The organism is Massilia sp. H6 (assembly GCF_024802625.1).
Taxonomy (GTDB): Bacteria; Pseudomonadota; Gammaproteobacteria; order Burkholderiales; family Burkholderiaceae_D; genus Telluria.
The window spans coordinates 2,331,672-2,356,489 of record NZ_CP103371.1 but is presented as its reverse complement, the minus strand read 5'-3'; the positions used below and the strand labels follow the sequence as shown (position 1 = coordinate 2,356,489).

Annotated in this window: 19 protein-coding genes; 15 read left to right on the top strand and 4 right to left on the bottom strand. The window is 66.4% G+C overall.

The annotated features are described in order from the left end of the window. Positions 1 to 104: 104 nt before the first annotated feature. Together NRS07_RS10530 and NRS07_RS10525 are read left to right on the top strand one after the other, a co-directional pair. Entirely contained in the window at positions 105 to 1,853 is a 1,749-nt protein-coding gene (locus tag NRS07_RS10530; protein ID WP_259206160.1) for a bifunctional diguanylate cyclase/phosphodiesterase, read from the top strand. Beyond that, entirely contained in the window at positions 1,850 to 3,343 is a 1,494-nt protein-coding gene (locus NRS07_RS10525; RefSeq protein WP_259206157.1) for an HDOD domain-containing protein, read from the top strand. Before NRS07_RS10530 ends, NRS07_RS10525 begins: the two co-directional genes overlap by 4 nt. A 30-nt stretch (positions 3,344 to 3,373) precedes the next feature. Here the strand turns inward: NRS07_RS10525 and aroC are convergent, their stop codons facing one another. After that, a complete protein-coding gene (gene aroC, locus NRS07_RS10520; protein WP_259206154.1) occupies positions 3,374 to 4,468 on the bottom strand; it encodes a chorismate synthase in 1,095 nt (364 codons plus the stop codon). Positions 4,469 to 4,672: 204 nt separating this feature from the next. Here aroC and NRS07_RS10515 point away from each other — a divergent pair, with 204 nt between their 5' ends. Next, positions 4,673 to 7,000, top strand: coding sequence for an EAL domain-containing protein (locus NRS07_RS10515; RefSeq protein ID WP_259206152.1), 2,328 nt, complete (start codon positions 4,673 to 4,675; stop codon positions 6,998 to 7,000). 46 nt (positions 7,001 to 7,046) lie between these two features. Here the strand turns inward: NRS07_RS10515 and NRS07_RS10510 are convergent, their stop codons facing one another. Next, positions 7,047 to 7,499 (bottom strand): CBS domain-containing protein, encoded by a 453-nt coding sequence (locus NRS07_RS10510; RefSeq protein WP_259206149.1) that lies wholly within the window; start codon positions 7,497 to 7,499, stop codon positions 7,047 to 7,049. A gap of 181 nt (positions 7,500 to 7,680) precedes the next feature. On the opposite strand from NRS07_RS10510, the gene NRS07_RS10505 reads away from it, so the two are divergent. Together NRS07_RS10505 and NRS07_RS10500 are read left to right on the top strand one after the other, a co-directional pair. Then, positions 7,681 to 8,991 (top strand): O-acetylhomoserine aminocarboxypropyltransferase, encoded by a 1,311-nt coding sequence (locus NRS07_RS10505; RefSeq protein WP_259206146.1) that lies wholly within the window; start codon positions 7,681 to 7,683, stop codon positions 8,989 to 8,991. 1 nt (position 8,992) lies between these two features. Beyond that, positions 8,993 to 9,802 (top strand): alpha/beta fold hydrolase, encoded by an 810-nt coding sequence (locus NRS07_RS10500; protein ID WP_259206143.1) that lies wholly within the window; start codon positions 8,993 to 8,995, stop codon positions 9,800 to 9,802. A 67-nt stretch (positions 9,803 to 9,869) separates the two neighbouring features. On the opposite strand, the gene NRS07_RS10495 is transcribed toward NRS07_RS10500, so the two are convergent. Continuing rightward, a complete protein-coding gene (locus NRS07_RS10495; protein WP_259206141.1) occupies positions 9,870 to 11,249 on the bottom strand; it encodes a YihY family inner membrane protein in 1,380 nt (459 codons plus the stop codon). Between the two features lie 95 nt (positions 11,250 to 11,344). Between NRS07_RS10495 and wrbA the strand changes: the two genes are divergently transcribed. The 10 genes from wrbA (at position 11,345) to NRS07_RS10445 (ending at position 24,094) form a co-directional block, all read left to right on the top strand. Continuing rightward, positions 11,345 to 11,956, top strand: a complete 612-nt coding sequence (gene wrbA, locus NRS07_RS10490; protein WP_259206137.1) for an NAD(P)H:quinone oxidoreductase — start codon at positions 11,345 to 11,347, stop codon at positions 11,954 to 11,956. Further along, positions 11,956 to 12,354, top strand: a complete 399-nt coding sequence (locus NRS07_RS10485; protein ID WP_259206134.1) for a DUF2069 domain-containing protein — start codon at positions 11,956 to 11,958, stop codon at positions 12,352 to 12,354. Before wrbA ends, NRS07_RS10485 begins: the two co-directional genes overlap by 1 nt. Further along, positions 12,347 to 13,780 carry an FAD-binding oxidoreductase gene (locus NRS07_RS10480; protein ID WP_259206130.1) on the top strand — a complete coding sequence of 478 codons (1,434 nt, stop codon included), beginning with the start codon at positions 12,347 to 12,349 and terminating at the stop codon, positions 13,778 to 13,780. Before NRS07_RS10485 ends, NRS07_RS10480 begins: the two co-directional genes overlap by 8 nt. A gap of 11 nt (positions 13,781 to 13,791) precedes the next feature. Next, complete coding sequence (locus NRS07_RS10475; protein WP_259206128.1) at positions 13,792 to 14,223, top strand: DUF4124 domain-containing protein; 432 nt, start codon at positions 13,792 to 13,794, stop codon at positions 14,221 to 14,223. Beyond that, entirely contained in the window at positions 14,211 to 16,781 is a 2,571-nt protein-coding gene (locus NRS07_RS10470; RefSeq protein ID WP_259206126.1) for an FtsX-like permease family protein, read from the top strand. The genes NRS07_RS10475 and NRS07_RS10470 overlap by 13 nt, the downstream gene beginning before the upstream one ends. Further along, entirely contained in the window at positions 16,781 to 17,860 is a 1,080-nt protein-coding gene (locus NRS07_RS10465) for a carotenoid 1,2-hydratase (RefSeq protein ID WP_259206115.1), read from the top strand. The genes NRS07_RS10470 and NRS07_RS10465 overlap by 1 nt, the downstream gene beginning before the upstream one ends. Before the next feature lie 37 nt (positions 17,861 to 17,897). Then, positions 17,898 to 19,745: an ABC transporter transmembrane domain-containing protein gene (locus NRS07_RS10460; RefSeq protein WP_259206113.1), complete on the top strand. Its 1,848-nt coding sequence runs from the start codon at positions 17,898 to 17,900 to the stop codon at positions 19,743 to 19,745. A gap of 171 nt (positions 19,746 to 19,916) precedes the next feature. After that, on the top strand, positions 19,917 to 21,944 hold the full coding sequence (locus tag NRS07_RS10455) for a methyl-accepting chemotaxis protein (protein WP_259206111.1): 2,028 nt from the start codon (positions 19,917 to 19,919) through the stop codon (positions 21,942 to 21,944). Positions 21,945 to 22,047: 103 nt separating this feature from the next. Beyond that, positions 22,048 to 23,145: a low specificity L-threonine aldolase gene (locus NRS07_RS10450; RefSeq protein WP_259206108.1), complete on the top strand. Its 1,098-nt coding sequence runs from the start codon at positions 22,048 to 22,050 to the stop codon at positions 23,143 to 23,145. Positions 23,146 to 23,257: 112 nt separating this feature from the next. Further along, complete coding sequence (locus NRS07_RS10445) at positions 23,258 to 24,094, top strand: thymidylate synthase (protein ID WP_259206100.1); 837 nt, start codon at positions 23,258 to 23,260, stop codon at positions 24,092 to 24,094. Positions 24,095 to 24,115: 21 nt separating this feature from the next. Here NRS07_RS10445 and NRS07_RS10440 read toward each other — a convergent pair whose 3' ends face one another. Next, the gene (locus NRS07_RS10440) at positions 24,116 to 24,814 is read right to left on the bottom strand and encodes an MBL fold metallo-hydrolase (RefSeq protein WP_307729885.1); all 699 of its coding nucleotides are present in this window, start codon (positions 24,812 to 24,814) and stop codon (positions 24,116 to 24,118) included. Positions 24,815 to 24,818 lie beyond the last annotated feature (4 nt).

Below are 24,818 nucleotides of genomic sequence, written 5' to 3'. Positions count from 1 at the left end.
CAGTCGCTTGATAGGCTTACAAGATTGAGATACGGCTGGAATACGCCTGCTGGCGCCGGTGCCACGGCGACCAGGAGGCTGAACCCTGAGGCAGAACCACAAGAATGCACACCAGTTCCACCGTCGCACCGCTGTCATGCGCGTCCAGGACACCCAAGCCGGCGGGGCTGGCGCTGATCGAGAGCCTGCTGGAAGCCGCCGGCGACGCCGTGTTTCGCGTCACGCCTGGCGGCCTGCTAAGGGTCGCGAGCCGGCGCGCACACGCCCTGAGCGGCGCCGAGCCGCACAAGCACTCCCTCGCCGCGCTGGTCCATGATGTCGACCGACTCGCGCTGCAGCAGGCACTGGCCGGCTGCGCCGCCAGCGGCGAACCGGCCGTGGTCGAAGCGCGCCTGCGCTGCGGCGAGCGCGATGTCTGGTTCGAATGGCGCATCGCCATGATCGATAGCGGCGACGACGCGCCGTTACTGGTAATCGGCCGCGACATGTCGGCCCAGCACGCGACCGAAGAACGCCTGCGCCACATGGCGACCCATGACGCCCTCACCGAACTGCCCAACCGGGTGCTGCTGTCGGACCGGATCCGCATGGTGATCGCCAATGCGCGCCGCTCCGGCCAGGGCTTCGCAGTCGCCACCATAGGCCTGGACGGCTTCAAGAAAGTCAACGATGGTCTGGGTCATGCGATCGGCGACGCGGTGCTGCGCATGGCCGCCAGCCGCCTGCGTCGCACGCTGCGCGACAGCGACACGCTGGCGCGGGTCGGCGGCGACGAATTCGTCGCGGTCTTGCCAGGCACCGCCTGCAAGGCGCAGATCAAGCTGGTCACCGGGCGCCTGATGGCGACGCTACAGGCGCCGTTCGAAATCGACGGCCATACCATTCACCTGGCCGGTTCGATCGGCGTTGCCACCTATCCCGAGCACGCCGAAGACGAAGTGCGGCTGGTGACGCTGGCCGACACCGCCATGACGCGCGCCAAGGAAACTGGCAAGGCGCGCTCCGTCACCTACAGCCCGAGCGACTACGGCCCGCCCGAGCACGACATCTCGCTCGAGGCGGCGATGTTCAACGCGGTGCGCGAGGGCGAATTCCAGCTTTACTTCCAGCCGATCGTCGATGCCGGCTCACGCACCATCGAGGGCTTCGAGACGCTCATGCGCTGGAAGCATCCGACCCTGGGCATGGTGCCGCCGGTACGCTTCATTCCTATCGCCGAGAACAATGGCTTGATCAACCTGCTGGGGGCCTGGGCACTGAAGGCGGCCTGCATGCAGATCCGCCAGTTCGAGCAAGTCGCCGGGCGCGATCTGTACATCTCGGTGAACATCAGCCCGCGCCAGTTCAGGAACGATACGTTCCTGGCAGTGCTGGATGACGCGCTGGCGCTTTCCGGGGCCCGGGGCAGCCAGCTGGTGCTCGAGATCACCGAGGGCACGCTGATGGTCGACCCTGTCCATGCCGAAGCAGTGCTGACCAAGATGGCCGAACGCGGCGCGCGCATCGCGATCGACGATTTCGGTACCGGTTATTCGTCGCTGGCCTACCTGAAGCGCTTTCCGATTTCGGTGCTCAAGATCGATCGCGCCTTCGTGAAAGACCTGCCGCATGCCACCAAGGACGGGGCGATCTGCAGCGCGGTGCTCGACATCGCCCGCCACCTCGACTTGTCGGTAGTGGCCGAAGGCGTCGAGACCGAGGAACAGCTCGCCTGGCTTGGCAAGCTTGGCTGCCACTACGTGCAGGGCTACCTGACCGGCAAGCCGATGCCGGCGCATGTGGCGCTGGCCGCCCTTAAAGAAAATCTTTACACCGAATTACTGCCGGGCGAGCTAGGCCCGGGAAAACCATGACGACACCAGCTGCCAACCCGGTCTCGCACCAAGCCGACGCCACTCTCTCCCTGTTGTGGGAGCGCACCCGCAGGCAAGGCGACATGCCCGGATTCACCAAGGCCATCACCGCGATCCTGGCATCGATGCGCGGCGAGGACGAGCGCGAATTTTCGATGACCCAGACGGTCTTGTCCGATCCTGTCCTGACGCAAAAGGTGCTGCGGCTGGCTAACAGCGGCATGTATTCGGCCTTCGGCCAGCGCATCAATACGGTGTCGAAGGCGGTACTGGTGCTCGGTACCGAAGCCATTGGCCACCTGGCGCTGGGCCTGAAACTGATCGAAGAACTGGCCAGGTCCACACCCGACACCGAGACCGCCCACATCGAGATGGAAAAGGCGGTGCTGGCCGGGATGGTCGCACAACAGGTGGCGGCCAGCACCGTCTCGCGCGACCCGGAAGAAGCCGTGGTCTGCTCGATCCTGCATTCGCTCGGGCGCATGATGGTCGCTTTCTACCTGCCGGAACGCTGGGCCCGGATGCGCGAGACGGCCGACGCCGGCTGCGAGGAAACCGCGGCCAACGCGCACCTTGGGCTCTCGCTCGAGGCGCTGGGGCGCGCTACTGCGCAGCGCTGGGGCCTGCCGCGCAACCTGGTCGCCGGGATGCGCCGGGTCGAGCCGTCCGAGCGCTTCGACGGTTTCGGCCACGAGGACTGGCTGGCCGCATTGGGCACCATGTCCACCCAGGCTGCGCAGGCGCTCTGGCATGACGATGAAAGCGGCGCCGAGCGGGTGGCCGAACTGGCCGCCAGCTTCTCACCGCTGCTGGGCGTGGAGCCATCGAGCCTGCTCGAGGCAATTGGCAAGGCACGCTTGATTGCGGCTTCCGACCTGTCGATCGCGCCCTTGGCCAAGCCAGCCGAAAAGCGCGCCGAACAGGTTGCGGCGACGCGCAAGCGCCAGGCTGGCAACAAGGTATTGATGAGCGGCGCGGCCGACATGCGCGACACCGGCGCCGCCGCCACGCCGGGCCAGATGATGTCGATGGCGCTGGAGACCATGCACGAGGGCCTGTCGTTCACCCGCTCGTTCGCTTTCTTGCGCAACCGGCGCGACGGCAAGTACACAGCGCGGCTGGGCATGGGCGAAGGCAGCAAGGCCTTGATGCCCAAGCTGACGTTCGACGACGCCTACGAGCCGGACGTGTTCCATGCGGCGCTTGGCAGCGACCGCGTGATCTTCATCGAGAATGCCCACGACACCCGGTTCGCTTCCAAGCTTCCCGGCTGGTGGAAAGACTCGCTGGCCGATGCCCGCTGCTTCGTCCTGGTGCCGCTGTGCGCCCACGGCCAGCCGGCCGGTTTCATCTATGGCGAATGGAACAACAGCTTCCCGTCGGTCGCGCTGAGCCAGACCGAGTTCTCGTTACTGAACGATTTGCGGGGGCTGATCGTGCGGACCGTGGAGCGCCGGCACCAGATGGAAGCGGTGGCAGCCCGGGCTTGACCACGCCGGGTGGCACCCCGCGCGGCCGGTTCACCCCAGCTTCGGCGTCGCTACCCTGACATCCCCGCACTGCGCGCGATGCATCAGCGCGTGGTCGATCAAGACCAGTGCCAGCATCGCCTCGGCGATCGGCGTGGCGCGAATGCCGACGCAGGGGTCGTGCCGGCCGAAGGTTTCAACCGTCACCAGGCTGCCATCCTTGTCGATCGAGCGGCGCGGCGTGCGGATCGACGAGGTGGGCTTGATCGCGATCGACACCGTGATGTCCTGCCCGCTCGAAATTCCGCCCAGCACCCCGCCCGCATTGTTGCCAATGAAGCCTTCGGGGGTGAGCTCGTCGCCGTGCTCCGACCCCTTTTGCGCCACCGAAGCGAAGCCGGCGCCGATTTCCACGCCCTTGACCGCGTTGATCCCCATCATCGCATAGGCGATGTCGGCATCGAGCTTGTCGTAGATCGGTTGCCCCCAGCCGACCGGCACCCCGCGCGCCACGACGTCGATGCGCGCGCCGATCGAGTCGCCCGCGCGGCGAAGTTCGTCCATCGCCGCTTCCATGCGTGCCAGCAGGTCGGCATCGGCGGTAGCGGCGAAGAACGGATTGGCGTGCACATGCTCGTACGACTGGAACGGCACCTCGATATCGCCCAGCTGGCGCATGCAGCCGAAAAATTCAGTACCGAACTGCTCGCGCAGCCACTTGCGGGCCACGGCCCCTGCCCCGACCACTGGCGCGGTCAGGCGGGCCGACGAGCGCCCGCCACCGCGCGGATCGCGCACGCCATACTTGTGCCAATAGGTATAGTCGGCATGTCCCGGGCGGAAGGTCTCGACGATGTTGCCGTAGTCCTTGCTGCGCTGGTCCTGGTTCTGGATCAGGAGCGCGATCGGCGTGCCAGTGGTCACCCCCTGGTAAACACCCGACAGGATCTGCGCCTGATCGGCTTCCTGGCGCTGCGTCACATGACGCGAGGTGCCCGGCTTGCGACGGTCGAGTTCAGGCTGGATGTCGGCCTCGCTCAGGGCCATGCCCGGTGGGCAGCCATCGATGACACAGCCGATGGCGGGGCCATGCGACTCGCCGAATGTGGTGACGGAGAACAGCTTGCCAAAAGAATTGCCGGACATGGAATGCTCAGTACGCGAAATGGGGAACTGGCATTCTACCAGTCTGGCAGCGGTGGCGAATGGCGGCGACCTATTGACTGAGCTTCACTAAAATTGCCGTGTGGATATATATTTTATGTTTCAGCGGGTTCTTTCGGTTTTTGCGTTGTTAATTGCATATATACTGAGGAACATCAAAGCCCAGCCACACCGGAGAAGTAGCACATGCCTGCCTCGATGACGCCAACAGGCAACCTGACGGATGCGCCCGATAACCGTGACGACGATCTGGTCTTCGTCGCTGAAGCCGACCAGCTTTCTGCTGCCGACGGCATGCTGGTGCGCGCCCCGCTGGCGCCGGTTGCGACCTGGCGGATCCTGGTGGTCGATGACGACGCCGACGTTCACTCGAGCACGCTGTTCGCGCTGAAGAACGTCGAGATGCAGGGCCGTGCGCTGCAATTCCTGCATGCGTACAGCGCCCATGAGGCGCGCGCGCTACTCGAGCGCGAAGCCGACATCGCCGTGGTGCTGCTCGACGTGGTGATGGAGCGTCCCGACGCCGGCCTGCAGCTGGTACGCCAGATCCGCGAAGAGCTGGGCATGAGCCGGGTCCGCATCATCCTGCGCACCGGTCAGCCCGGCTATGCGCCCGAGCTCGAGGCGATCCGCGGCTATGACATCAACGATTACCGCACCAAGTCCGAGCTCACCCGTACCAAGCTGTACACCGCGGTGGCGGCCGCGATACGCTCGTACCAGCAATTGCGCGTGATCGACGCCAATTGCGCCGGCCTGGAGCATATTCTCGCGGCCGGAACCCAGTTGATGGCCCAGCACGGGGTGCGCGACGTGGCGCACGGCGTGCTGCGTCAGATGGCGACCCTGCTCGGCCAGGAGCCGGCTGGCGTGCTGTGCGTGCGCGACAGCGGTCACGCGCGCCCCGACTTGCTGCGCGTGGTAGCCGCTGCCGGCGAACACGGCGAACTCGAAGGCGGAGAACTGAACCCGCAGCGCCACCAGGCGCTGGTCGCTGCCGCCCAACGCACGTTGCGCGAGCGCCGCGGCCATGACGCCGCAGGCTGGCTGTCGCTGCATTTCCCGGGCAAGGCGGGCCGCGATTTCGCTGCCTGCATCCCGTTCGGGCGCAAGCTGGACGACACCGAGCGCCGCCTGCTCGACGTCTTCGCCAGCATGGTCACGGTCGGCCTCGAGAATGTCGAACTGGTGACGCACCTGAACCAGGCGGCCTTCCACGACCAGTTGACCGGCCTGCCGAACCGCACCCGCGTGGTCGAACTCCTGGACGCGGTCCTGGACAGCGCCCAGCGCGGCCTGACAACACTGGCCCTGATCGACCTTGATCACTTCGCCGAAACCAACGACGCTCTCGGCCACCATTTCGGCGACCTGCTGCTGGCGGCGGTCGGAAAGCGCTTGCGCACGCGCATGAAGCCCGATAGCGCCGCCGGCGCTGACGCCAGTAACACACTCGAGGTAGCCCGGATCGGCGGCGATATCTTCTGCGTACTGGGTGAAGCCGGCGTGGTGCAGCCGGCGCCGATCCAGGCCCTGTTTCGCGAGCCCTTCCATATCGACGGCCAGGACGTGCAGGTCTCGGCCACGCTCGGCCTGGTACGCCTGTCGGAACATGACGGCAGCGGCGCCGACGCCCTCAAGGATGCCGACATCGCCCTCAAGCGCGCCAAGTCGCACCAGCGCGCCGGCCACTTCTATTTTTCGCGCAGCATGGGAGTCGAGATTCGCGAGCGGGTGCGCATGATGCATGCGCTGCGCAGCGGCTTCCAGCGTGGCGAGCTGTTCCTGGCCTACCAGCCGCAGGTCGACCTTGCCACCAATGGCGCCTTCGGCGCCGAGGCGCTGCTGCGCTGGCGCACCGAGGACGGGCGCCTGATCGGACCGGACCGCTTTATCCCGATCGCCGAATATTCAGGCCTGATCGTCGACATCGGCGAATGGGTGTTGCGCCAGGCACTGGCCGAACTGGTGCGCCTGCACGCCGCCGGGTATCGGACCTTTACCATGTCAGTCAATGTCTCGCAGGTGCAGTTTCGCCATCCGCATTTCGTCGACATGCTGCGCCGTGCGCTGGACGATACCGGCGCCGCCGCCGAATACGTGGAACTGGAGATCACCGAATCGATGGCGATGGAAGATCCGGCCCTGCTGGTAGAAAAGCTGGCCCAGGTCAAGCGCACCGGCGTGTCGATCGCGATCGACGACTTCGGCACTGGCTTTTCTTCGCTGTCGCACCTGCAGCGCCTGCAGGTGGACCGGCTCAAGATCGATCGCACTTTTGTTACCGAGATCACCGGCTCGGCGCGCGGCAGCAGCATTGCAGAGATGGTCATCCAGCTGGGCCGCAACCTGGGGCTGTCGGTGATCGCCGAAGGCGTCGAGGATGAGCGCCAGGCCCACATCTTGCGCAGCCTGGGCTGCCCGCTGGCGCAGGGCTACCTGTTCTCGCGGCCCTTGACGCCGGAAGCGCTGGTGGAGTGGCTGGGGAACCAGGCCCGGATCGAGGCGGCGTAAATCTGCATCGCCGCTGCATACGGGCCGGATCGGCCCGTATGCCCTGTCAGTCTTCGGCCGCCTGCTCGGCCGGCCAATCCCGGATATATGCCTTGAGCATGCGGTTCTCGAATTGCTGCGCCTCGAGCACGGCCTTGGCCACGTCGTAGAACGAGATCACGCCCAGCAGGGTGCGGGCGTTCATTACGGGCAGGTAGCGCGCATGCTTCTCGAGCATGATGCGGCGCACCTCGTTGACTTCGGTATCGGGAGTGACGGTGATCGGGCTGTCGTCCATGACCTTGCGCACGGTGCCCCCGCCAATGCTGCCGCCCTGGGCGTGCAGCTCCTTGATCACCTCGCGGAAGGTCAGCATGCCGACCAGGTCGCCGAATTCCATGACGACCAGCGAACCGATATCTTTCTCCGCCATCGTCGCGGCAGCCTGTGCCAGGGGCATGTCGGGCGTGACGGTATACAGGATTTCGCCTTTGACCTGCAGGATCTCGGAGACTTTCATATTGGCCACCCCGTCCGGTTGGTTTGTAATGCCAGGAATATTTGTATGATGCATAACACCGACTGTAGCCGATGCCCACCAAAAAATCCAGCACCGCGCCAATTCATGGCCGGCAAGTCGTTGCGCGACCATCAATCAATGCTACGATGCCGCCCATCTTGATTGATGGATGAGTTCACCCATGAGCGGACCCCAGTACCCCGGCTTCGATACCTTGGCGCTGCACGCGGGCAGCGCCCCCGACCCGGCCACCGGCGCGCGCGCCACGCCGATCCACTTCACGTCGTCGTTCGCGTTCCGCGACTCGGACCACGCGGCGTCGCTGTTCAACATGGAACGCGCCGGCCACGTGTATTCGCGCATTTCAAACCCGACCAATGCGGTGCTCGAAGAGCGCATCGCGGCGCTCGAGGGCGGCGTGGCGGGCATTGCCACCGCCAGCGGCCAGGCCGCGATGCACCTGGGCCTGGCGACCATCGCCGGCGCCGGTAGCCATATCGTGGCCTCGCGCGCACTGTACGGCGGCTCGCACAACCTGCTGCACTACACGCTGCGCCGGTTCGGCATCGAGACCACCTTCGTCGACCCGCGCGACATCGACAGCTGGCGCGCCGCGATCCGTCCAAACACCAGGGTCCTGTTCGGCGAGACGCTTGGCAATCCGGGCCTGGACGTGCTGAACATCCCGGCGATTGCCGCGCTGGCGCATGCCCATCACCTGCCACTGATGGTCGATGCAACCTTCACCACGCCGTATCTGCAGCGCCCGTTCGAGCTCGGCGCCGACTTGCTGTTTCATTCGGCCACGAAATTTTTGTGCGGTCATGGCACCGCGATCGGCGGCGTGCTGGTCGACGGCGGCAGCTTCGACTGGGACGCCGCGCATGCGGCCAGCGGGCGCTTCCCCGAATTGTGCGAGCCCTACGATGGGTTTCACGGGATGGTATTCGCCGAAGAATCGACGGTCGCCCCGTTTGCGCTGCGCGCCCGCCGCGAAGGCTTGCGCGACTTCGGCGCGGCCATGAGTCCGCATAATGCGTTTGCCATCTTGCAAGGCGTCGAAACCCTCGGCCTGCGCATGGAGCGCCACGTCGCCAACACCCGCCGCGTGGTGCAGTTCCTGCTCTCGCACCCGGCAGTCGAATCGGTATCGTATCCCGAGCTCGAATCGCACCCGGACCACGCGCTGGCGCAGCAGCTGCTGCCCAAGGGCTGTGGCGCCGTGTTCACCTTCAACCTGAAAGGCGACCGCGCGGCCGGGCGCCGCTTCGCCGACGGCCTGCAGGTGTTCTCGCACCTGGCCAACGTGGGCGACGCCAAGTCGCTGGTGATCCACCCGGCCTCGACTACCCACCTGCGGGTGCCGGCCGAGGGGTTGGCCGCCAGCGGCATCCTCGAGGGCACCATGCGCCTGTCGGTAGGCCTCGAAGACGCGGACGACCTGATCGACGACCTCAAGCGCGCTTTGAAGCTGGCGCAGAAGGGAGCTTGACATGCAGATCGAGATCAATGGCGCCAGCGCCTACGCCTATACCGGCGGCAAGGCTTTCGACCCCACCCTGGCCACGGTGGTATTCATCCATGGCGCTCAGAACGATCATTCGGTGTGGGCACTGCAAAGCCGCTATTTTGCGCACCACGGGTATTCGGTACTGGCGCTCGACCTGCCCGGCCACGGCCGCAGCGCCGGCCCGGCGCTGACCAGCGTCGAAGCGATGGCCGACTGGGTACTGGCGCTGCTGACCGCGGCCGGCGCGCGACGCGCGATCCTGGTCGGACACAGCATGGGTTCGCTGATCGCACTGGAAGCGGCCCGGCGTGCGCCCGACATGCTGGCCGGCCTGGCCCTGCTCGGCACCACCTATCCGATGCGCGTGGCCGATGCCCTGCTAGAAACTGCGCGCAGCGACGAGCCGGCCGCGATCGACATGGTCAACATCTGGTCGCATTCGTCGATCGCGCACAAGCCTTCGTGCCCGGGGCCGGGATTTTCGGTCATGGGCGGTGCGCGCCGCCTGATGCAGCGGATGTCCGCTCGCAACCCGGATCAATTGTTCTTTACCGATTTCAGCGCATGCAACAGTTACGCCGATGGCGAGAGCGCCGCGGCCGCGGTGCGCTGCCCGGTGCTGTTCGTTTTCGGGAACAAGGACATGATGACGCCGCTGCGCTCGACGAAACTGCTAACCGGCGCGCTCGCGCAGGGCAAGATTGTCAAGGTGGACGCCGGCCACCAGATGATGTCGGAAGCACCCGACGCGGTGCTCGATGCCCTGATCGACTTTAGCGCCACGCTCGGCTGAGCGATCGCGCCGGCAAGCGTCGGACGGGCAAGCGTCGGATGGGCAAGCTAATCTGGCAGGAGCGGAGTCAGGCTGGCTGGCCGAAGTGCTGCGCCAGCGTCTGTTCCAGCCCCTCTTCGACCGCGCCTTCGACCTGGCGCGCCAGCGTTGCCGAGTCCAGCGCCAGCGGCGTGGCCGGCGCCGCCAGGGCAGGCTCGTTGCCGCCGCCGCCATCGACATCGCCCGCATGGAATACAAACAGCCGGTAGACGTCGGCCAGCCGCAGCGTGCCCGGATCGACCAGCAACACCCAGTTGTCGGCATGCGCAGGACCGGCCACGCCCATCCTCCAGCGCGGCTTGCTACTGGCCTCGTCCTGCACCCGCCCGACCCAGCCGGCCTCCACCATTTTTTCGAGCAGCGTCGTCAACTCGTCGTAGCCGATCCGGGTGTGGCTCCGGATCGCCGCGCTCGACACCAGCGCGGTGCCGGTCGCCTGCGGACTACCGTGCAGCACCTTGAGCACGGCCATCGCATCAACAAAAGCGCTGCCCGGCACCGGCTGGTGCCACCAGCGCTCGTATTTCACCACTGGCAGTGCCGCCGCCAGCACGGCGCCGACCAGCGTGATGAGCCAGGAGACATACATCCAGACCAGCAGCAGCGGCAGCGCGGCCAGTGCACCGTAAATGATTTCGTAGGTCGGGAACTGGCGGATGAACAGCGCGAACACGCGCTTGGCGAGCTCGAACGCGATGGCGGCGCCCACGCCACCCCAGAGCGCGTCGCGCCAGGCCACGCGCCGATTCGGCACCACCATGTAAAGCAGCGTATAGGCGCCGGTAGTGAGCGCCACCGATACCAGCGTATAGAACAGTTCTCCTGCCAGCGGCATGGTCTGGACCAGGCCGCTGGTGGCCGTGTACAGGCGCGTGGTCACGCTCAGCGACAGGCCGAACAGGATCGGGCCGAGCGTGATCAGGGCCCAGTAGACCAGCACCCGCTGCGACCAGGGCCGTGGCCGGCGCACGCCCCAGACCTGGTTGAAGGCGCGCTCGATCATGCCCATCATGGTGGTCGTGGTCACCAGGAGGGCCAGGGCGCCCAGCAGCGACAGGCCCTTGGCCTTGCTGGCAAACTGGTTCAGGTTGTCGCTGATGGTGTTGGCAATGGCCCTGGGCATCAGGGTTTCGACGAACCAGATGTCGAGCGCGATGCGCAACTGATCGAACACCGGGAAAATGGTCAGGATCGCCAGCACGATGGTCAGCAGCGGCACCAGCGCCAGGGTGGTGGTGAAGGTCAGGCTGCCCGCCACCTGGGGTAGCCTGGCCTCGCGCAGGCGGCGGCGCGCGAAACGCAGCAAGTCGCGGATTTCGTCGAAACTGAGCCAGCGCGCCTGCTCTACCCCTTGGGAAAACCTGTCGGTGGTGGAGCGCGCCAGCGAGTGCACGGTTTTGGTGAGCATCTGGTCTGGACAAGTCTGGGCACCGGCGCAAGCCGGGCACGAATTTCCCCGCGGGGAGGCATGTCATTTAAGCAAAGAGCTCTATAATACCAACGATGAAGCCGACCAACCTGACCATCCTCGTGTTGTACTACTCGCGCCACGGCGCCACCCGCAAACTGGCCGAACTGGTAGCCCAGGGCATCGAGAGCGTGCCGGGAGCCGAAGCGCGCCTGCGCACCGTGCCCGCGGTGTCCACCGTGGCCGAGGCCACTGCGCCCGACATCCCGGCCGCTGGTGCGCCGTATGTCGAACTGGCCGACCTGCACGAGTGCGCCGGGTTGGCACTGGGCTCGCCTACGCGCTTTGGCAACATGGCGGCCAGCGTCAAGTACTTCCTCGACGGCACCGCCGCCGACTGGGTCAACGGCACCCTGGCGGGCAAGCCGGCGGCGGTATTTACCTCTACCGGCAGCCTGCATGGCGGCCAGGAGTCGACACTGCTGTCGATGATGCTACCTTTGCTGCACCATGGCATGCTGTTGCTCGGCCTGCCCTATTCCCATCCTGAACTCATGAATACCGCCAGCGGCGGCAGCCCGTATGGCGCCTCGCACTGGGCCGGCGCCGACGGCAAGAAGGCGCTGACCGAAGAAGAACGCGTGCTTGCGCTCGCGCTCGGCAAACGGCTGGCCACCGCCGCGGTCAAACTGCAGGGGATGAAATAATGGACAGTGCAAGAATCTTCCACGCCGGCGCGATTGCCAGCCTGATCTGGCTGATCGGCTGGCTCGTGGCCTGGGAAATTTTTGTTGCTCCGCTCCATCCGGGCGGCTCGCTGCTGGCGCTCAAGGCATTGCCGCTGCTGCTGCCGCTGCGCGGGGTCATCAAGCGCGACCTCTATACGCTGCAGTGGTCGTCGATGGTGATCCTGATCTATTTCGCAGAAGGCGTGGTGCGCGCCTGGGCCGACACCAACGACACCTCGCGCATGATGGCACTGGGCGAAGTGGTCCTGGTACTGGTGTATTTCGCCTGCGCGCTGCTGTTCCTGCGTCCGTACAAGAAGCAAGCCAAGCGCCTGGCCAAGGAACTGCTCGACAAGGTCAAAGTACCGCATGACTGAGCCGTTGCACGACGAGCTGCACGACGAGCTGCACGACGCGCTGCGCGCGATCGTCGGCCCGTCCCATCTGCTGCTCGATCCCGCGGCCATGGCGCCCTACCTGGCCGACTGGCGCGGACGCTACACCGGACGCGCCCATGCCGTCGTGCTGCCCGCCAATGCCGCCGAAGTCGCCCGCGTCGTGGCCGCCTGCGCGGCCGCGCGCGTGCCGATCGTGCCGCAGGGCGGGCGCACCGGGCTGGTGCTGGGCAGCGTGCCCGATACCAGCGGGCTTGCCATCGTGCTGACGCTACGCCGCCTCGACCGCATCCGCCACATCGATGCCGCCAACCGCACCATGACCGTGGAAGCCGGCTGCATCCTGGCCGACATCGAGCAGGCTGCCGCGCAAGCGGGCATGCTGTTTCCGCTGTCGCTGGCCGCCGAGGGCAGCTGCACCATCGGCGGCAATCTGTCGACCAATGCCGGCGGCACTGCGGTACTGCGCTACGGCAATGCCCGCGAGCTCTGCCTCGGCCTCGAGGTGGTCACCGCCCAGGGCCAGGTGTGGGACGGATTGCGCGCGCTGCGCAAGGACAATACCGGCTATGCGCTGCGCGAGCTGTTCATCGGTGCCGAAGGCACGCTCGGTGTGATCACCGCCGCCGTGCTCAAGCTGTACCCGCAGCCAAAGGCAAGCCTGACGGCGCTGGTGGCGCTGGCCTCGCCCCAGGCCGCCCTCGACTTGCTGGGACTGGTGCAGGAACGCTGCGGCGCGGCACTGACCGGCTTCGAATTGATGTCCGACTATTGCCTGCGCCTGGTCGCGGCGCAGTTTCCCGCGCTACCCACGCCGTTCGCGGTCCACCATCCGCAATACGCGCTGCTGGAGCTGTCCAGCCCGGAATCCCAAGACCATGCTTGTGGACTCATCGAGTCGGCAATCGGGGCGGCGCTCGAGGCCGGCATCGCGCTCGACGCCGTCTTGGCCAGCTCGAATAGCCAGTCGCTTGGCCTGTGGAAGCTGCGCGAGCACATACCGCTGGCTCAGGCCGCGGCCGGCAAGAACATCAAGCACGACATTTCGCTGCCGGTGTCGCGTATTCCGGCGTTCATCGACCAAACGGGCGCCGCGCTGCAGGCCGCCTTTCCCGGCTGCCAATTAGTGTGCTTCGGGCACTTGGGCGACGGCAACCTTCATTTCAATGTCGCGCCGCCGCCCGGAGCCGGGCACGAGGCCTTCCTGATTCATCAGCAGGCGGTCAACCGCATCGTGCACGACAACGTGGCCGCCTTCCATGGCTCGATATCGGCCGAGCATGGCGTGGGTGCGCTCAAGCGCGACGAGCTGGTGCGCTACAAGAGCGCCGTCGAACTGGACATGATGCGTGCCATCAAGGCCGCACTGGACCCGCTCGGCATTATGAACCCTGGCAAAATTCTATGACAGGGTTCGATATGCTCCAGCTGCTTCCCCTTGTTCTGCTGTGCCTGCTGGCCGGATCGGCCTCGGGCGCCACCATCTACAAGTGCATCGATGCCGGCAAGGTGAGCTACAGCGACCGGCCCTGCGGCGCCGCTGCGGTAGCGCTGGCCGCCGCACCGGCACTGCCCGGCGACGCCGCCGCCGCCCTCGAGCGCCTGGCGCGCGAGCGCAAACTGCTGCAAGAAATCGAACAGGAACGCGCACTGCGCGGGCAGCAAGCCGCGCGCGAAGCCGCCCGCACCGAGCGCGCCGCCGCGGCCGAACGGCGCCGCTGCGACAAGCTGCGCCTGCAACGCAAATGGGCCGATGAAGACAGCGCGCGCGCCGGCCGCGATGAAGCCGGGCAGGCGCGCCTGAAGGCGAAACGGCAAGGCGAGGTGCTGGCGGTGGAATGCCCGGCCTGAACCTGCGCCTGGACACGCTCTCGCGCTGGCTGCTGCTGGGCGAATGGCGCGCCCACCCCGTGCGTGCGCTGCTGGCGGTGGCCGCCATCGCGGTCGGCGTGGCGATGGGTTTCGCCATTCACCTGATCAATGCCGCCGCTTTTAATGAATTCTCCGCCGCGGTCAAGAGCCTGTCGGGACAGGCCGACGTGCAGGTGGTGTCCACCGAGCCGCTGTTCGACGAAGCCATTTTTCCGCGCCTGGCCGCGCGCGAAGGCGTGGTGGTTGCCTCGCCCGTGCTCGAGCTGTCAGCCGGGGTTGCCGGTGGCGGCTCGCTGCGCATCGTCGGCATCGATCCCTTCCGCGCCAGCTTTATTTCGCCCGACCTGACCGGCGTGCCGCACGAGGGCCGCATGACCGACGTGCTGGCCGACGATGCGATCTTCTTGTCGCCCGCGGCCGAAAGCTGGCTTGGCAAGCGGCGCGGCGACACGGTGCTGCTGCGTGTCGGCACCGACAACGTGGCGCTGCGCGTGGCCGGACCGGTAGCGCGTGCCCGCGCCGGCCAGCGCATCGCGGTGATGGACATCGGCGCGGCCCAGTGGCGCTTGCGCCAGCTGGGCCGGCTCTCGCGGGTCGACCTGAAACTGCGCGACGGGGTCGACCGCGCAGCGTTTCAGCGCGCGCTGGGGGCCGAGCTCGACGCCGCCTATCCGGGCCGCTTCGTGGTGCGCCAGCCCGACGACAGCGACCAGGAAGACCGCAACGCCAACCTGAGCCGCGCTTACCGCGTCAACCTGACCGTGCTGGCCCTGGTGGCACTGTTCACCGGCGCCTTTTTGGTGTTCTCGACCCAGGCCTTGTCGGTCATGCGCCGGCGCGGCCAGTTTGCGCTGCTGCGCGTGCTGGGACTCGAACGCGGACAGCTGCTGTGCCAGGTCTTGCTCGAAGGCGCCAGCCTGGGCGTGGTTGGCGCCGCGCTGGGCATCGGCGGCGGTTACCTGCTGGCCGCGCTGGCGCTGCACTTCTTTGGCGGCGACCTGGGTGCGGGTTACTTCCCCGGCATCCGTCCGCAAGTACAGTTCACGCCAGTGGCGGCCGCCGTATTCTTTGCGCTTGGCCTGGGCGTGGCGCTGCTCGGCTGCCTGGCACCGGCCCTGGATGCCGCGCGCGCGCGGCCGGCAGTGGCGATCAAGTCGGGCGCGGACGAAGCTGCCCTGTCGCGCCTGAGCCGCGTCTGGCCCTCGGTGGCCTGCCTGGTGCTGGCGGCGGCGCTGGCCTTTGCGCCGCCGGTGCTCGAGCTGCCCTTGCTGGGCTACCTGGCGATCGCCCTGCTGCTCATCGGCGGCATCGGCCTGATGCCGCGCCTGGCCGCCAGCACCTTCCGCCGCCTGGAAGCACTCGAACACCGCCTGCGCGCGCGCCGCCCGGGCCTGCCGCCGGTACTGTCGCTGGCACTGGCGCGGCTGGCCAATGCGCCCGGCCAGGCCTCGATCGCGCTGGGCGGCGTGCTTGCCAGCTTCAGCCTGATGGTGGCGATGGGGATCATGGTGTCGAGCTTTCGCGTCTCGGTGGACAACTGGATGGGGCAGATACTGCCGGCCGACCTGTACGTGCGCACCGCCAGCGGCGGCAATACCGGCTTCCTGACGCCGCCGCAACAGGCAGCGCTGCGCGCCCTCCCCGGCGTCGCCGAGGTCGAATTTCTGCGCACCCGGCCGGTATCGCTGGCGCCCGAACGCCCGAACGTGGTCGTGATCGCGCGTGACATCGACCTGCGCGACCCTGGCCGCCTGCTGGCCCTGGTCGGCGAATCGGCGGCGCCGCCGCCGGGGGCGCGGCCGGCCTGGGTATCGGAAGCGCTGCTCGACCTGTACGGCGCGCGCGTCGGCCAGGTGCTGGCGCTGCCGCTGGGCGGCGGCCAGGCCGAATTCTTCGTGGCCGGCGTCTGGCGCGACTATGCCAACCAGGCCGGCTCGGTGGTGATCCGCTTGTCCGACTACCGCGCCCTGACCGGCGAAGCCGAGGTCACCGACGCCGCCCTGTACGCCGCGCGCGGCAGCAGCGTGGAGACGCTGGAGCAGTCGCTACGTGGCTTGCCCTTCGGCGCGGCGCTGCAGACCATGTCGGCCGGCGAGATCCGCACCATGAGCCTGAAGATCTTCGATCGCAGCTTCGCTGTCACCTATCTGCTGGAGGCGATCGCGATCGCCATCGGGCTGTCCGGAGTGGCGGCCAGCTTCTCGGCGCAGACCCTGGCGCGCTCGAAAGAGTTCGGCATGCTGCGCCATGTCGGCGTCACCCGCGGCCAGGTGCTGCAGATCCTGGCCTTCGAAGGCGGCTGCCTGGCGCTGCTGGGCGTGGCCAGCGGTTTCGTATTAGGGCTGGTCATCAGCCTGATCCTGGTTTATGTTGTCAACCCGCAGTCCTTCCACTGGACGATGCAGTTGCACCTGCCCTGGCCCTTGCTGGGCAGCGTGGCGGCGGTGCTGGTCGCGGCGTCGGTGGCGACGGCGCTGGTGTCGGGACGTTATGCGCTGTCGGGCGGTCCGGTGCGCGCGGTCAGGGAGGATTGGTAATGCGCGCTGCGCTGCTTGGATTGCTGCTGTTGTTCTGTCACTGGTGCGGGCTGTCGCACGCCGCACCACCGTCGTTCGCGCCAGTGGCGCCGGGCGCTACGCTCTCGTTCCCGCGCGACTACGGCGCCCATCCGGAGTTTCGTACCGAGTGGTGGTATGCCACCGGCTGGCTGGAAACGCCGGACGGCAAGCCGCTCGGGTTCCAGGTGACGTTCTTTCGCAGCCGCACCGAGCACGATCCGAGCAATCCGAGTTCGTTCGCGCCGCGCCAGCTTGTCATTGGCCATGCCGCGCTGTCGGACCCGGCGCTGGGCCGGCTGGTACACACCCAGCGCAGCGCGCGCGAAGGCTTCGGCCTGGCCTGGGCGCGCACCGGCAACACCGACCTGAAGCTGGACGACTGGCGCATGGTCAGGGAAAGTTCTGGCAGCTACCGCGTCACCATACGCGCCAACGAACTGACGCTGCAACTGCGTCTTGAGCCGACCCAGGCGGTGCTGGTGCAGGGCGAAGGCGGCTATTCGCGCAAGGGCGCCAGCCCGCAGCACGCCAGCCATTATTACAGCGAGCCCCACCTGAAGGTCAGCGGCAGCGTAGGCCGCGCGGGCGGCGCGCCGGTAACGGTGACGGGCAGCGCCTGGCTCGATCACGAATGGTCGAGCCAGGCGCTGCAACCCGAGGCGACCGGCTGGGACTGGGTCGGCGCCAACCTCGACGACGGCGGCGCGCTGATGGCTTTCCAGATCCGCAAGGAAGGAGGTGGTAAACTATGGGCGCACGCTACCCATCGCGACGCCGCCGGCAAGATCACCCGCTATGCACCCGACGAAGTCGTGTTCACTCCCGTCGCGCTCTGGACCTCCCCGCGCACCAAGGCCGTGTATCCGGTGTCGATGGATATCACGATCAGGGGCGCGCGCTGGCAGTTGCGGCCCCTCCAGCCTGACCAGGAACTCGATTCGCGCCGCTCGACCGGCGCGGTGTACTGGGAAGGCGCGGTGACGGTAGGCCGCAATGGCAAGCGCGTCGGCCGCGGCTACCTGGAAATGACCGGCTACGCAGGCCACATGAAGCTGTAGACGACCGCATACTCGAACAAGAACACGCAAGCAGACAATGACCTCACGCTCCACCGGCAGCACCAAAGATATTGATACCGACACCTCCCGCAAAGGCAGCCTGGCCGCTCTCAAGGGCCTGCTGCCCTTCTTGCGTCCCTACCGCCGCCAGTTCGCCCTGGCCGGCGTCGCGCTGCTGTTCGCGGCAGCCGCCACGCTGGCCATTCCGGCCGCCTTCAAGCGCATGATCGACCTCGGTTTCGGCGCCGCGGCTGGCGCCGGATCGTCGGTCACCAGCATCGAGAACGTCGACGCCACCTTCCTGGCGCTGTTCGGCGTGGCCTCGGTGCTGGCGCTGGCTACCGCCGCACGCTTTTACATGGTGTCGTGGCTGGGCGAACGCGTCACTGCCGACATCCGCGCCGCCGTCTACCGCCACGTGGTGCGCCAGAGCCCCGAATTCTTCGAGACCACCCGCACCGGCGAAGTGCTGTCGCGCCTGACCACCGACACCACCCTGATCCAGAGCGTGGTCGGCACCAGCATTTCGCTGGCCCTGCGCAATACGCTGCTGTTTTCGGGCGGACTGGTGATGCTGTTCGTGACCAACCCGAAACTGAGCGCCATCATCCTGGGCATGCTGGTGCTGGTGGTGCTGCCGATCGTGCTGTACGGCCGCCGCGTGCGCAAGCTCTCGCGCGACTCGCAGGACCGCATCGCCGACGCCTCGGCCATGGCCGGCGAAATCCTCAATGCAATGCCGACCGTGCAAGCGTTTACCCACGAAGCCATCGAAGCCGGGCGCTTCCAGGTCTCGGTCGACAGTGCCTTTGCCACCGCGATCCGGCGCATCCGCGCACGCGCAACCCTGACCATGCTAGCCATCGTGCTGGTGTTCGGATCGATCGTGTTCGTGCTCTGGCTCGGTGCCCATGCGGTGCTGGCCGGTACCGCCACCGGCGGCGAACTGGGGCAGTTCATCCTGTATGCGGCGATCGTGGCCGGCTCGGTCGGCGCGCTGTCCGAAGTGATGGGCGAAGCCCAGCGCGCAGCCGGCGCCACCGAACGCCTGCTGGAACTGCTGGCCGCGCGCTCGGACATCCAGGACCCGGCCGATCCAAAGGCGCTGCCACCGCGCACCGCGAACGGCGCCCGCGTCACGCTCGACGACGTCAGCTTCAGCTATCCGTCGCGCCCGCAGTCGGCGGCGCTGTCGCATCTGAAGCTCGACATCCGTGCCGGCGAAACGGTGGCCCTGGTCGGCCCCTCGGGCGCCGGCAAGACCACACTGTTCCAGCTGCTGCTGCGCTTTTACGACCCACAGGCCGGCGCGGTGCGCCTGGACGGCGTCGACATCCGCGATTTGCCGCTGCACACGCTGCGCGACGCGATCGGCATCGTCCCCCAGGACACCATCATCTTTTCGGCCAATGCCATGGAAAACATCCGCTACGGCCGTCCCGACGCCAGCGACGAGCAAGTCATTGCGGTGGCCAAGATGGCCGCGGCCCACGAATTCATCGAGCGCCTGCCCGACGGTTACGGCGCCTTCCTGGGCGAGCGCGGGGTGCGCCTGTCTGGCGGGCAGCGCCAGCGCATCGCGATTGCGCGCGCCCTGCTCAAGAATCCTCCGCTGCTGCTGCTTGACGAAGCCACCAGCGCGCTCGACGCCGAGTCCGAACGCCTGGTGCAGCGCGCCCTGGAAGCGGCCATGCTGGGCCGCACCACCATCATCATCGCGCACCGCCTCGCCACCGTCCAGCGGGCGGACCGGATCGTGGTGCTTGACGACGGCCGGGTGGTAGAGAGCGGCACGCATGCGTCGCTGGTCGCGCACGGCGGCGTGTATGCCAACCTGGCGGCGCTGCAGTTTCAGCCCGCCGCACCGGTGGAACAGTTGGGCTGAAGCGCTGCATGTTCTTGTCGTTTCGCCCATTGGCAGAAGATCCAGGAATGGATTGAACTCTTGGCAAGCTGTTGTTTCGTAACGGCATTACTTGCCCGCTTAGTCCTTTTTGGTTGCAGTAGAAAAACGTTGCCCGGTATCATCTGACGAACTTACCCCTCTGGAGTCGTCATGTCTGGCAGCACTTACCACCCCGCCCACTGGAACGTTGGCACCCGCATCAGCGCCGTGACCTTTGCCCTGACGGCGGTCATCATCGCCGTACTGATTGCGGCGGTCACCTGGTCGACCTCGTCGATGCTGGAAGAACGCGCCGCACTGAGCGTGCGCAACGAACTGCGCAGCGTCGCCAATACGGTTGAGCTGTTCAACAAGAGCGTCAGCAGTACGGCCAAGAGCTTTGGCCGCATCTTCCGGGGCACCCTGCCCGGTGCCTTCGAGCTCGATACCGCAACGAGCGTCGACATCGGCGGCAAGGCGACGCCGACGCTCATGCTCGACGGCAAAGCCCTGAACCTCGACTTTGCGACGCCCGACAGTTTCACCGCCGAGACCGGCGGCAACGCCACCATCTTCGCCACCGACGGCGACGATTTCGTGCGGGTGACCACCTCGGTAAAGAAAGAAAATGGCGAACGCGCGGTTGGCACCACGCTCGACCGTAACAGCCCGGCCTATGCCGCACTGCGCGCGGGACAGACCTATGTCGGCCTGGTCACACTGTTCGGCAAGCAGTACATCACGCAATACGAGCCGGTGCGCGACGCGGCCGGCAAGCTGGTCGCCGTGCTCTACGTGGGCGTCGACATCACCGAAGACCTGAAGGCGCTCAAGGACCGCATCCGAGAGATCAAGGTCGGCGAAACCGGCTATTTCTACGTGCTCAGCGCAGCGCCAGGCAAGACCTATGGCGAGCTGATCGTTCATCCGGCCAAGGAAGGCACGAATATCCTCGACAGCAAGGATGCCGACGGCCGCCTGTACATCAAGGAAATCCTCGAGAAGAAAGAAGGCACGATCAGCTACGGCTGGCAAAATCCAGGTGAAGCGTCGGCGCGCGAGAAATTCGTGGCCTATACCCAGGTCAAGGGCTGGAACTGGATCATCGCCGGCGGCACCTACCGCGACGAGATCACGGCCGCGGCCACGCAGCTGCGCAACCGCTTCATCGGCCTCGGCATGCTGGCACTGGCAGTGCTGGCGGCGATCCTGTACGCGGTGGTGAACCGCACCGTCTCGCGTCCGCTGGCCGAAGTGCGCGACGTTGCCAAACGCATCGCCGAGGGCGACCTTGGCGCACGCGTCCAGCATACCCGCCGCGACGAGATCGGCCTGCTGACCGAATCGATCAACATGGTGGGCGCCAGCCTGTCGAACGTGGTGGGCAAGGTGCGCGACGGCGCTGAGCAGATCGCCAGCGCATCCGAGCAGATCTCGGCCGGCAACATGGACCTGTGCCGGCGCACCGAGCAACAGGCCGTGAACCTGGCCGGCACTGCCTCGTCGATGGACGAACTGACCGCAACCGTGCGCCAGAATGCCGACAATGCCCGCCAGGCCAACCAGCTGGCGATGAACGCCTCGGCGGTGGCGCAAAAAGGCGGCGCCACGGTGGCGCAAGTCATCGAACGCATGGACTCGATCAATCACTCGTCGCGCAAGATCTCGGACATCACCAGCGTCATCGACGGCATTGCCTTCCAGACCAATATCCTGGCCTTGAACGCAGCGGTGGAAGCCGCGCGCGCCGGCGAACAGGGACGCGGCTTCGCCGTGGTGGCCAGCGAGGTGCGCAACCTGGCCCAGCGCAGCGCTGCGGCGGCCAAGGAAATCAAGGCCTTGATCGACACCTCGAATGGCGAAGTCGTTGCTGGCAGCAAGCTGGTGAGCGAAGCGGGCGTGACGATGAACGACGTGCTCGACAGCGTCGCGCGCGTGACCGACATCATGTCGGAGATTACCGCGGCGAGCCAGGAGCAGACCAGCGGCATCGAGCATGTCAACCGCTCGGTCAATGCGATGGACGAGGCGACCCAGCAGAACGCCGCCCTGGTCGAGCAAGCCAGCGCCGCGGCCCAGGCCATGCAAGACCAAGCGGCCGAACTGGCGCGCGCGGTACGCCTGTTCCGCCTCAACGGTGAAGCGCCAGCGGCGACCCAGCTGGCGGCGCCGCAGCGCGCGGCGCTGACGCACGGATGATGCACGGTTAAAGCGGGGCTGGCAGCTGGCCAGCCGCGGCCTTCCCGGCGCGCAGGCTTCGGTGTAGAGTTACGGGCTCACTTGACAAGTAGACGAGCCCGCCGTGAACGACAATGACCTGCTGCGTGACCTGCTGCGCCGCTGCCACACCGTGTTTCCCGGCCACCGGGCGCGCCCACCGGCCGAACTGTTCGCGGCGATGGCGGCGTGGTGCGAACGCCATAGCATCGAGCACGACAATTACGGCAGCGGCAGCTTTCTGCAGGCATTCGAAGCCAAGCTGGCACGCCTGCTCGGCTTCGAGGCTGCCGTGTTCTGCATCAGCGGCACCATGGCCTCGGCAACCGCGCTGCGCCTGGCCTGCCAGGACCGCGCACGCGATCTGGTGGCGCTGCATCCGACCTCGCATATCTTCCTGCACGAACGCTCCAACTACCAGCTGCTCGGCCACTTCAAGGCGCTGCAGGCGGGCGACCCTCATCGCCCCTGGACCACGGCCGACCTGGCCGCCATCCCCGACCGGATCGGCGCCGTCGGCCTGGAGCTGCCGCTGCGCGAGATTGGCGGCCAGCTGCCCGCCTGGGACGAACTGGAGGCCATCAAGGCTCACTGCAAGATACGCGGCGCCCACCTGCACATGGACGGTGCGCGCCTGTGGGAGGCCGCTTGCGGCTACGGCAAATCCGTGCAAGAAGTCGCCGCTGGGTTCGACTCGGTCTATGTGTCGCTATACAAGGGTATCGGCGGCCTGGGTGGCGCCATGCTGGCGGGCTCGCGCGAGTTCGTGGAGCGGGCCGCCGAGTGGTTCCGGCGCGAGGGCGGCAATGTCTTCCAACGCAGCCCGTATGCGGTGGCCGCGGCGATGCAGTTCGACCAGCGCCTGGCGGCGCTGCCCGATTGCCTGCGCCGCACCCATTTTTTGTACGATGCGCTCGCGGCCTACCCGCAGATCCGCGTCAATCCGGCGGCGCCCCAGGTCAACATGCTGCACCTGCATCTTCCGGTAAGCGCCGAGCGCGCGCTGGCGATCCGGCGCGAGCTCGCCGAGCAGCATGGCATCTGGATGTTCAACCGCATCGCCAGCACCGCGCTACCCGGCACCAGTGCATTCGAACTGTATGTGGGCGACCACCTGCTCGCCGCATCGGACGAGCAGGTGCACATAGCCCTGGCCCGCTTTGCTGGCGCACTGGCAGCCTGATTGCAAGGCGCGGGTACGATACAATATTGGACCGGCGCCGCTGGAGCACCGCGCAGACGGCGCCGGCCTCGAATTTCTAAGACCTTCAGCAAGACCAGGAAAGAACTGCACCATGGATCAACAGTACTTGGGCCTACTCCGGGACGTCCTCGAGAATGGCGTGGCAAAGGGCGATCGTACCGGAACCGGCACCTTGTCGGTCTTTGGCCGCATGGTTCGCCACGACCTGCAAGATGGCTTTCCCCTTCTCACCACGAAAAAATTACACATCAAGTCGATTCTGCACGAATTGTTGTGGTTCTTGCGCGGTGACACCAACATCAAGTACTTGCAAGACAACGGGGTGTCGATCTGGAACGAGTGGGCCACGGCCGACGGGGAACTCGGACCGGTCTACGGTGCGCAGTGGCGCTACTGGCAAGGGCCCAACGGGGAGACCCATGACCAGGTAGCGGCGCTCATCGACGGCATCAAGAAACGTCCGGACAGCCGCCGCCATATCATCAATGCGTGGAATGTCGCCTATCTGCCGGACGAAACCAAATCACCCGAGCAAAACGCAGCCGAAGGCAAGATGGCGCTTCCGCCCTGCCACATCCTGTACCAGTTCTACGTGGCCAACGGGCGTCTGTCGGCCCACCTGACCCAGCGCTCGGGCGACCTTTACCTTGGCGTTCCGTTCAATGCCAATTCACTGGCATTCCTGACCCACATGGTCGCTCAACAGTGCGACCTCGAAGTGGGAGAGATCGTCCATTCCATTGGCGATTTGCACCTGTACTCGAATCATCTGGAGCAGGCGCGCCTGCAGCTCACGCGCACGCCGCGCGCGCTGCCCAGGCTGGTCATCAAGCGCCGCCCGGTATCGATCTTCGATTACCAGTTCGACGATTTCGAGATCGTCGATTACGACCCGCATCCGCATATTCCGGCGCAGGTCGCCAAGTAAGGCGCGCATCGACCATTTGCGTCAGACGCCGTGCGGCAAACCCAGGTTCTGGTTCGCCGGCACCGCAACGTCGATGCGCTTTGGCTTGGGCAGAACCAGCTCACTCATCAACTGCACGAATTCCTCGCGGGTGCGCTTGGCCAGGCGTGCGTTGTGCTCTTTCTCCCAGCCGATCGTAGATACCACCTGCCCCTTGTAATCGTGGCCCGGCCACATCAGGGTGTCGTCCGCCAGCGCAAACAGCTTTTTGGTGACGCTGTCGAACAAGGCATCGGCACTACCGCTCTGGAAATCGGTGCGGCCGCAGCCGCCGATCAGGAGCGTGTCGCCGGTGAACACGTTGTTGCGCCAGACGTAGCTCATGCTCCCCGCAGTGTGGCCAGGCGTATGCAGAACCAGGATTTCTTCGCCGCCGAAACGAATCACATCGCCGTCATTGAGTTGAACGTCGGCAGGCGGAATCCCGCAGCCGCTCGGGACCGCCGCCTTGGCGCCGGTCAGCTCACGCAATTTTCCGGCCGACGTGACATGGTCTGCATGCGCGTGCGTCTCGAGGATGTAGGTCAGCTTCAGGTTCAGGCGCCGCAAGTGCGCCAGGTCGCGCGCCCAGTGCTCGTCGACCGGATCGATCAGCACTGCTTCGGCGCCGCCCTGCGCAGCCAGGATATAGGTAAAGGTCGACGACTCGCTGTCGAACAGCTGAATCGGGCTCAGATGCATGGCA

What these genes read in the sequence shown, in the direction of transcription:
- NRS07_RS10460 (WP_259206113.1), top strand. Translation starts at nt 17,898, where the DNA reads ATGACCTCACGCTCCACCGGCAGCACCAAAGATATTGATACCGACACC.
- NRS07_RS10465 (WP_259206115.1), top strand. Translation starts at nt 16,781, where the DNA reads ATGCGCGCTGCGCTGCTTGGATTGCTGCTGTTGTTCTGTCACTGGTGC.
- NRS07_RS10480 (WP_259206130.1), top strand. Translation starts at nt 12,347, where the DNA reads ATGACTGAGCCGTTGCACGACGAGCTGCACGACGAGCTGCACGACGCG.
- NRS07_RS10470 (WP_259206126.1), top strand. Translation starts at nt 14,211, where the DNA reads ATGCCCGGCCTGAACCTGCGCCTGGACACGCTCTCGCGCTGGCTGCTG.
- NRS07_RS10455 (WP_259206111.1), top strand. Translation starts at nt 19,917, where the DNA reads ATGTCTGGCAGCACTTACCACCCCGCCCACTGGAACGTTGGCACCCGC.
- wrbA (WP_259206137.1), top strand. Translation starts at nt 11,345, where the DNA reads ATGAAGCCGACCAACCTGACCATCCTCGTGTTGTACTACTCGCGCCAC.
- NRS07_RS10515 (WP_259206152.1), top strand. Translation starts at nt 4,673, where the DNA reads ATGCCTGCCTCGATGACGCCAACAGGCAACCTGACGGATGCGCCCGAT.
- NRS07_RS10530 (WP_259206160.1), top strand. Translation starts at nt 105, where the DNA reads ATGCACACCAGTTCCACCGTCGCACCGCTGTCATGCGCGTCCAGGACA.
- NRS07_RS10440 (WP_307729885.1), bottom strand. Translation starts at nt 24,814, where the DNA reads ATGCATCTGAGCCCGATTCAGCTGTTCGACAGCGAGTCGTCGACCTTT.
- aroC (WP_259206154.1), bottom strand. Translation starts at nt 4,468, where the DNA reads ATGTCCGGCAATTCTTTTGGCAAGCTGTTCTCCGTCACCACATTCGGC.
- NRS07_RS10500 (WP_259206143.1), top strand. Translation starts at nt 8,993, where the DNA reads ATGCAGATCGAGATCAATGGCGCCAGCGCCTACGCCTATACCGGCGGC.
- NRS07_RS10475 (WP_259206128.1), top strand. Translation starts at nt 13,792, where the DNA reads ATGCTCCAGCTGCTTCCCCTTGTTCTGCTGTGCCTGCTGGCCGGATCG.
- NRS07_RS10445 (WP_259206100.1), top strand. Translation starts at nt 23,258, where the DNA reads ATGGATCAACAGTACTTGGGCCTACTCCGGGACGTCCTCGAGAATGGC.
- NRS07_RS10505 (WP_259206146.1), top strand. Translation starts at nt 7,681, where the DNA reads ATGAGCGGACCCCAGTACCCCGGCTTCGATACCTTGGCGCTGCACGCG.
- NRS07_RS10485 (WP_259206134.1), top strand. Translation starts at nt 11,956, where the DNA reads ATGGACAGTGCAAGAATCTTCCACGCCGGCGCGATTGCCAGCCTGATC.
- NRS07_RS10525 (WP_259206157.1), top strand. Translation starts at nt 1,850, where the DNA reads ATGACGACACCAGCTGCCAACCCGGTCTCGCACCAAGCCGACGCCACT.
- NRS07_RS10495 (WP_259206141.1), bottom strand. Translation starts at nt 11,249, where the DNA reads ATGCTCACCAAAACCGTGCACTCGCTGGCGCGCTCCACCACCGACAGG.
- NRS07_RS10510 (WP_259206149.1), bottom strand. Translation starts at nt 7,499, where the DNA reads ATGAAAGTCTCCGAGATCCTGCAGGTCAAAGGCGAAATCCTGTATACC.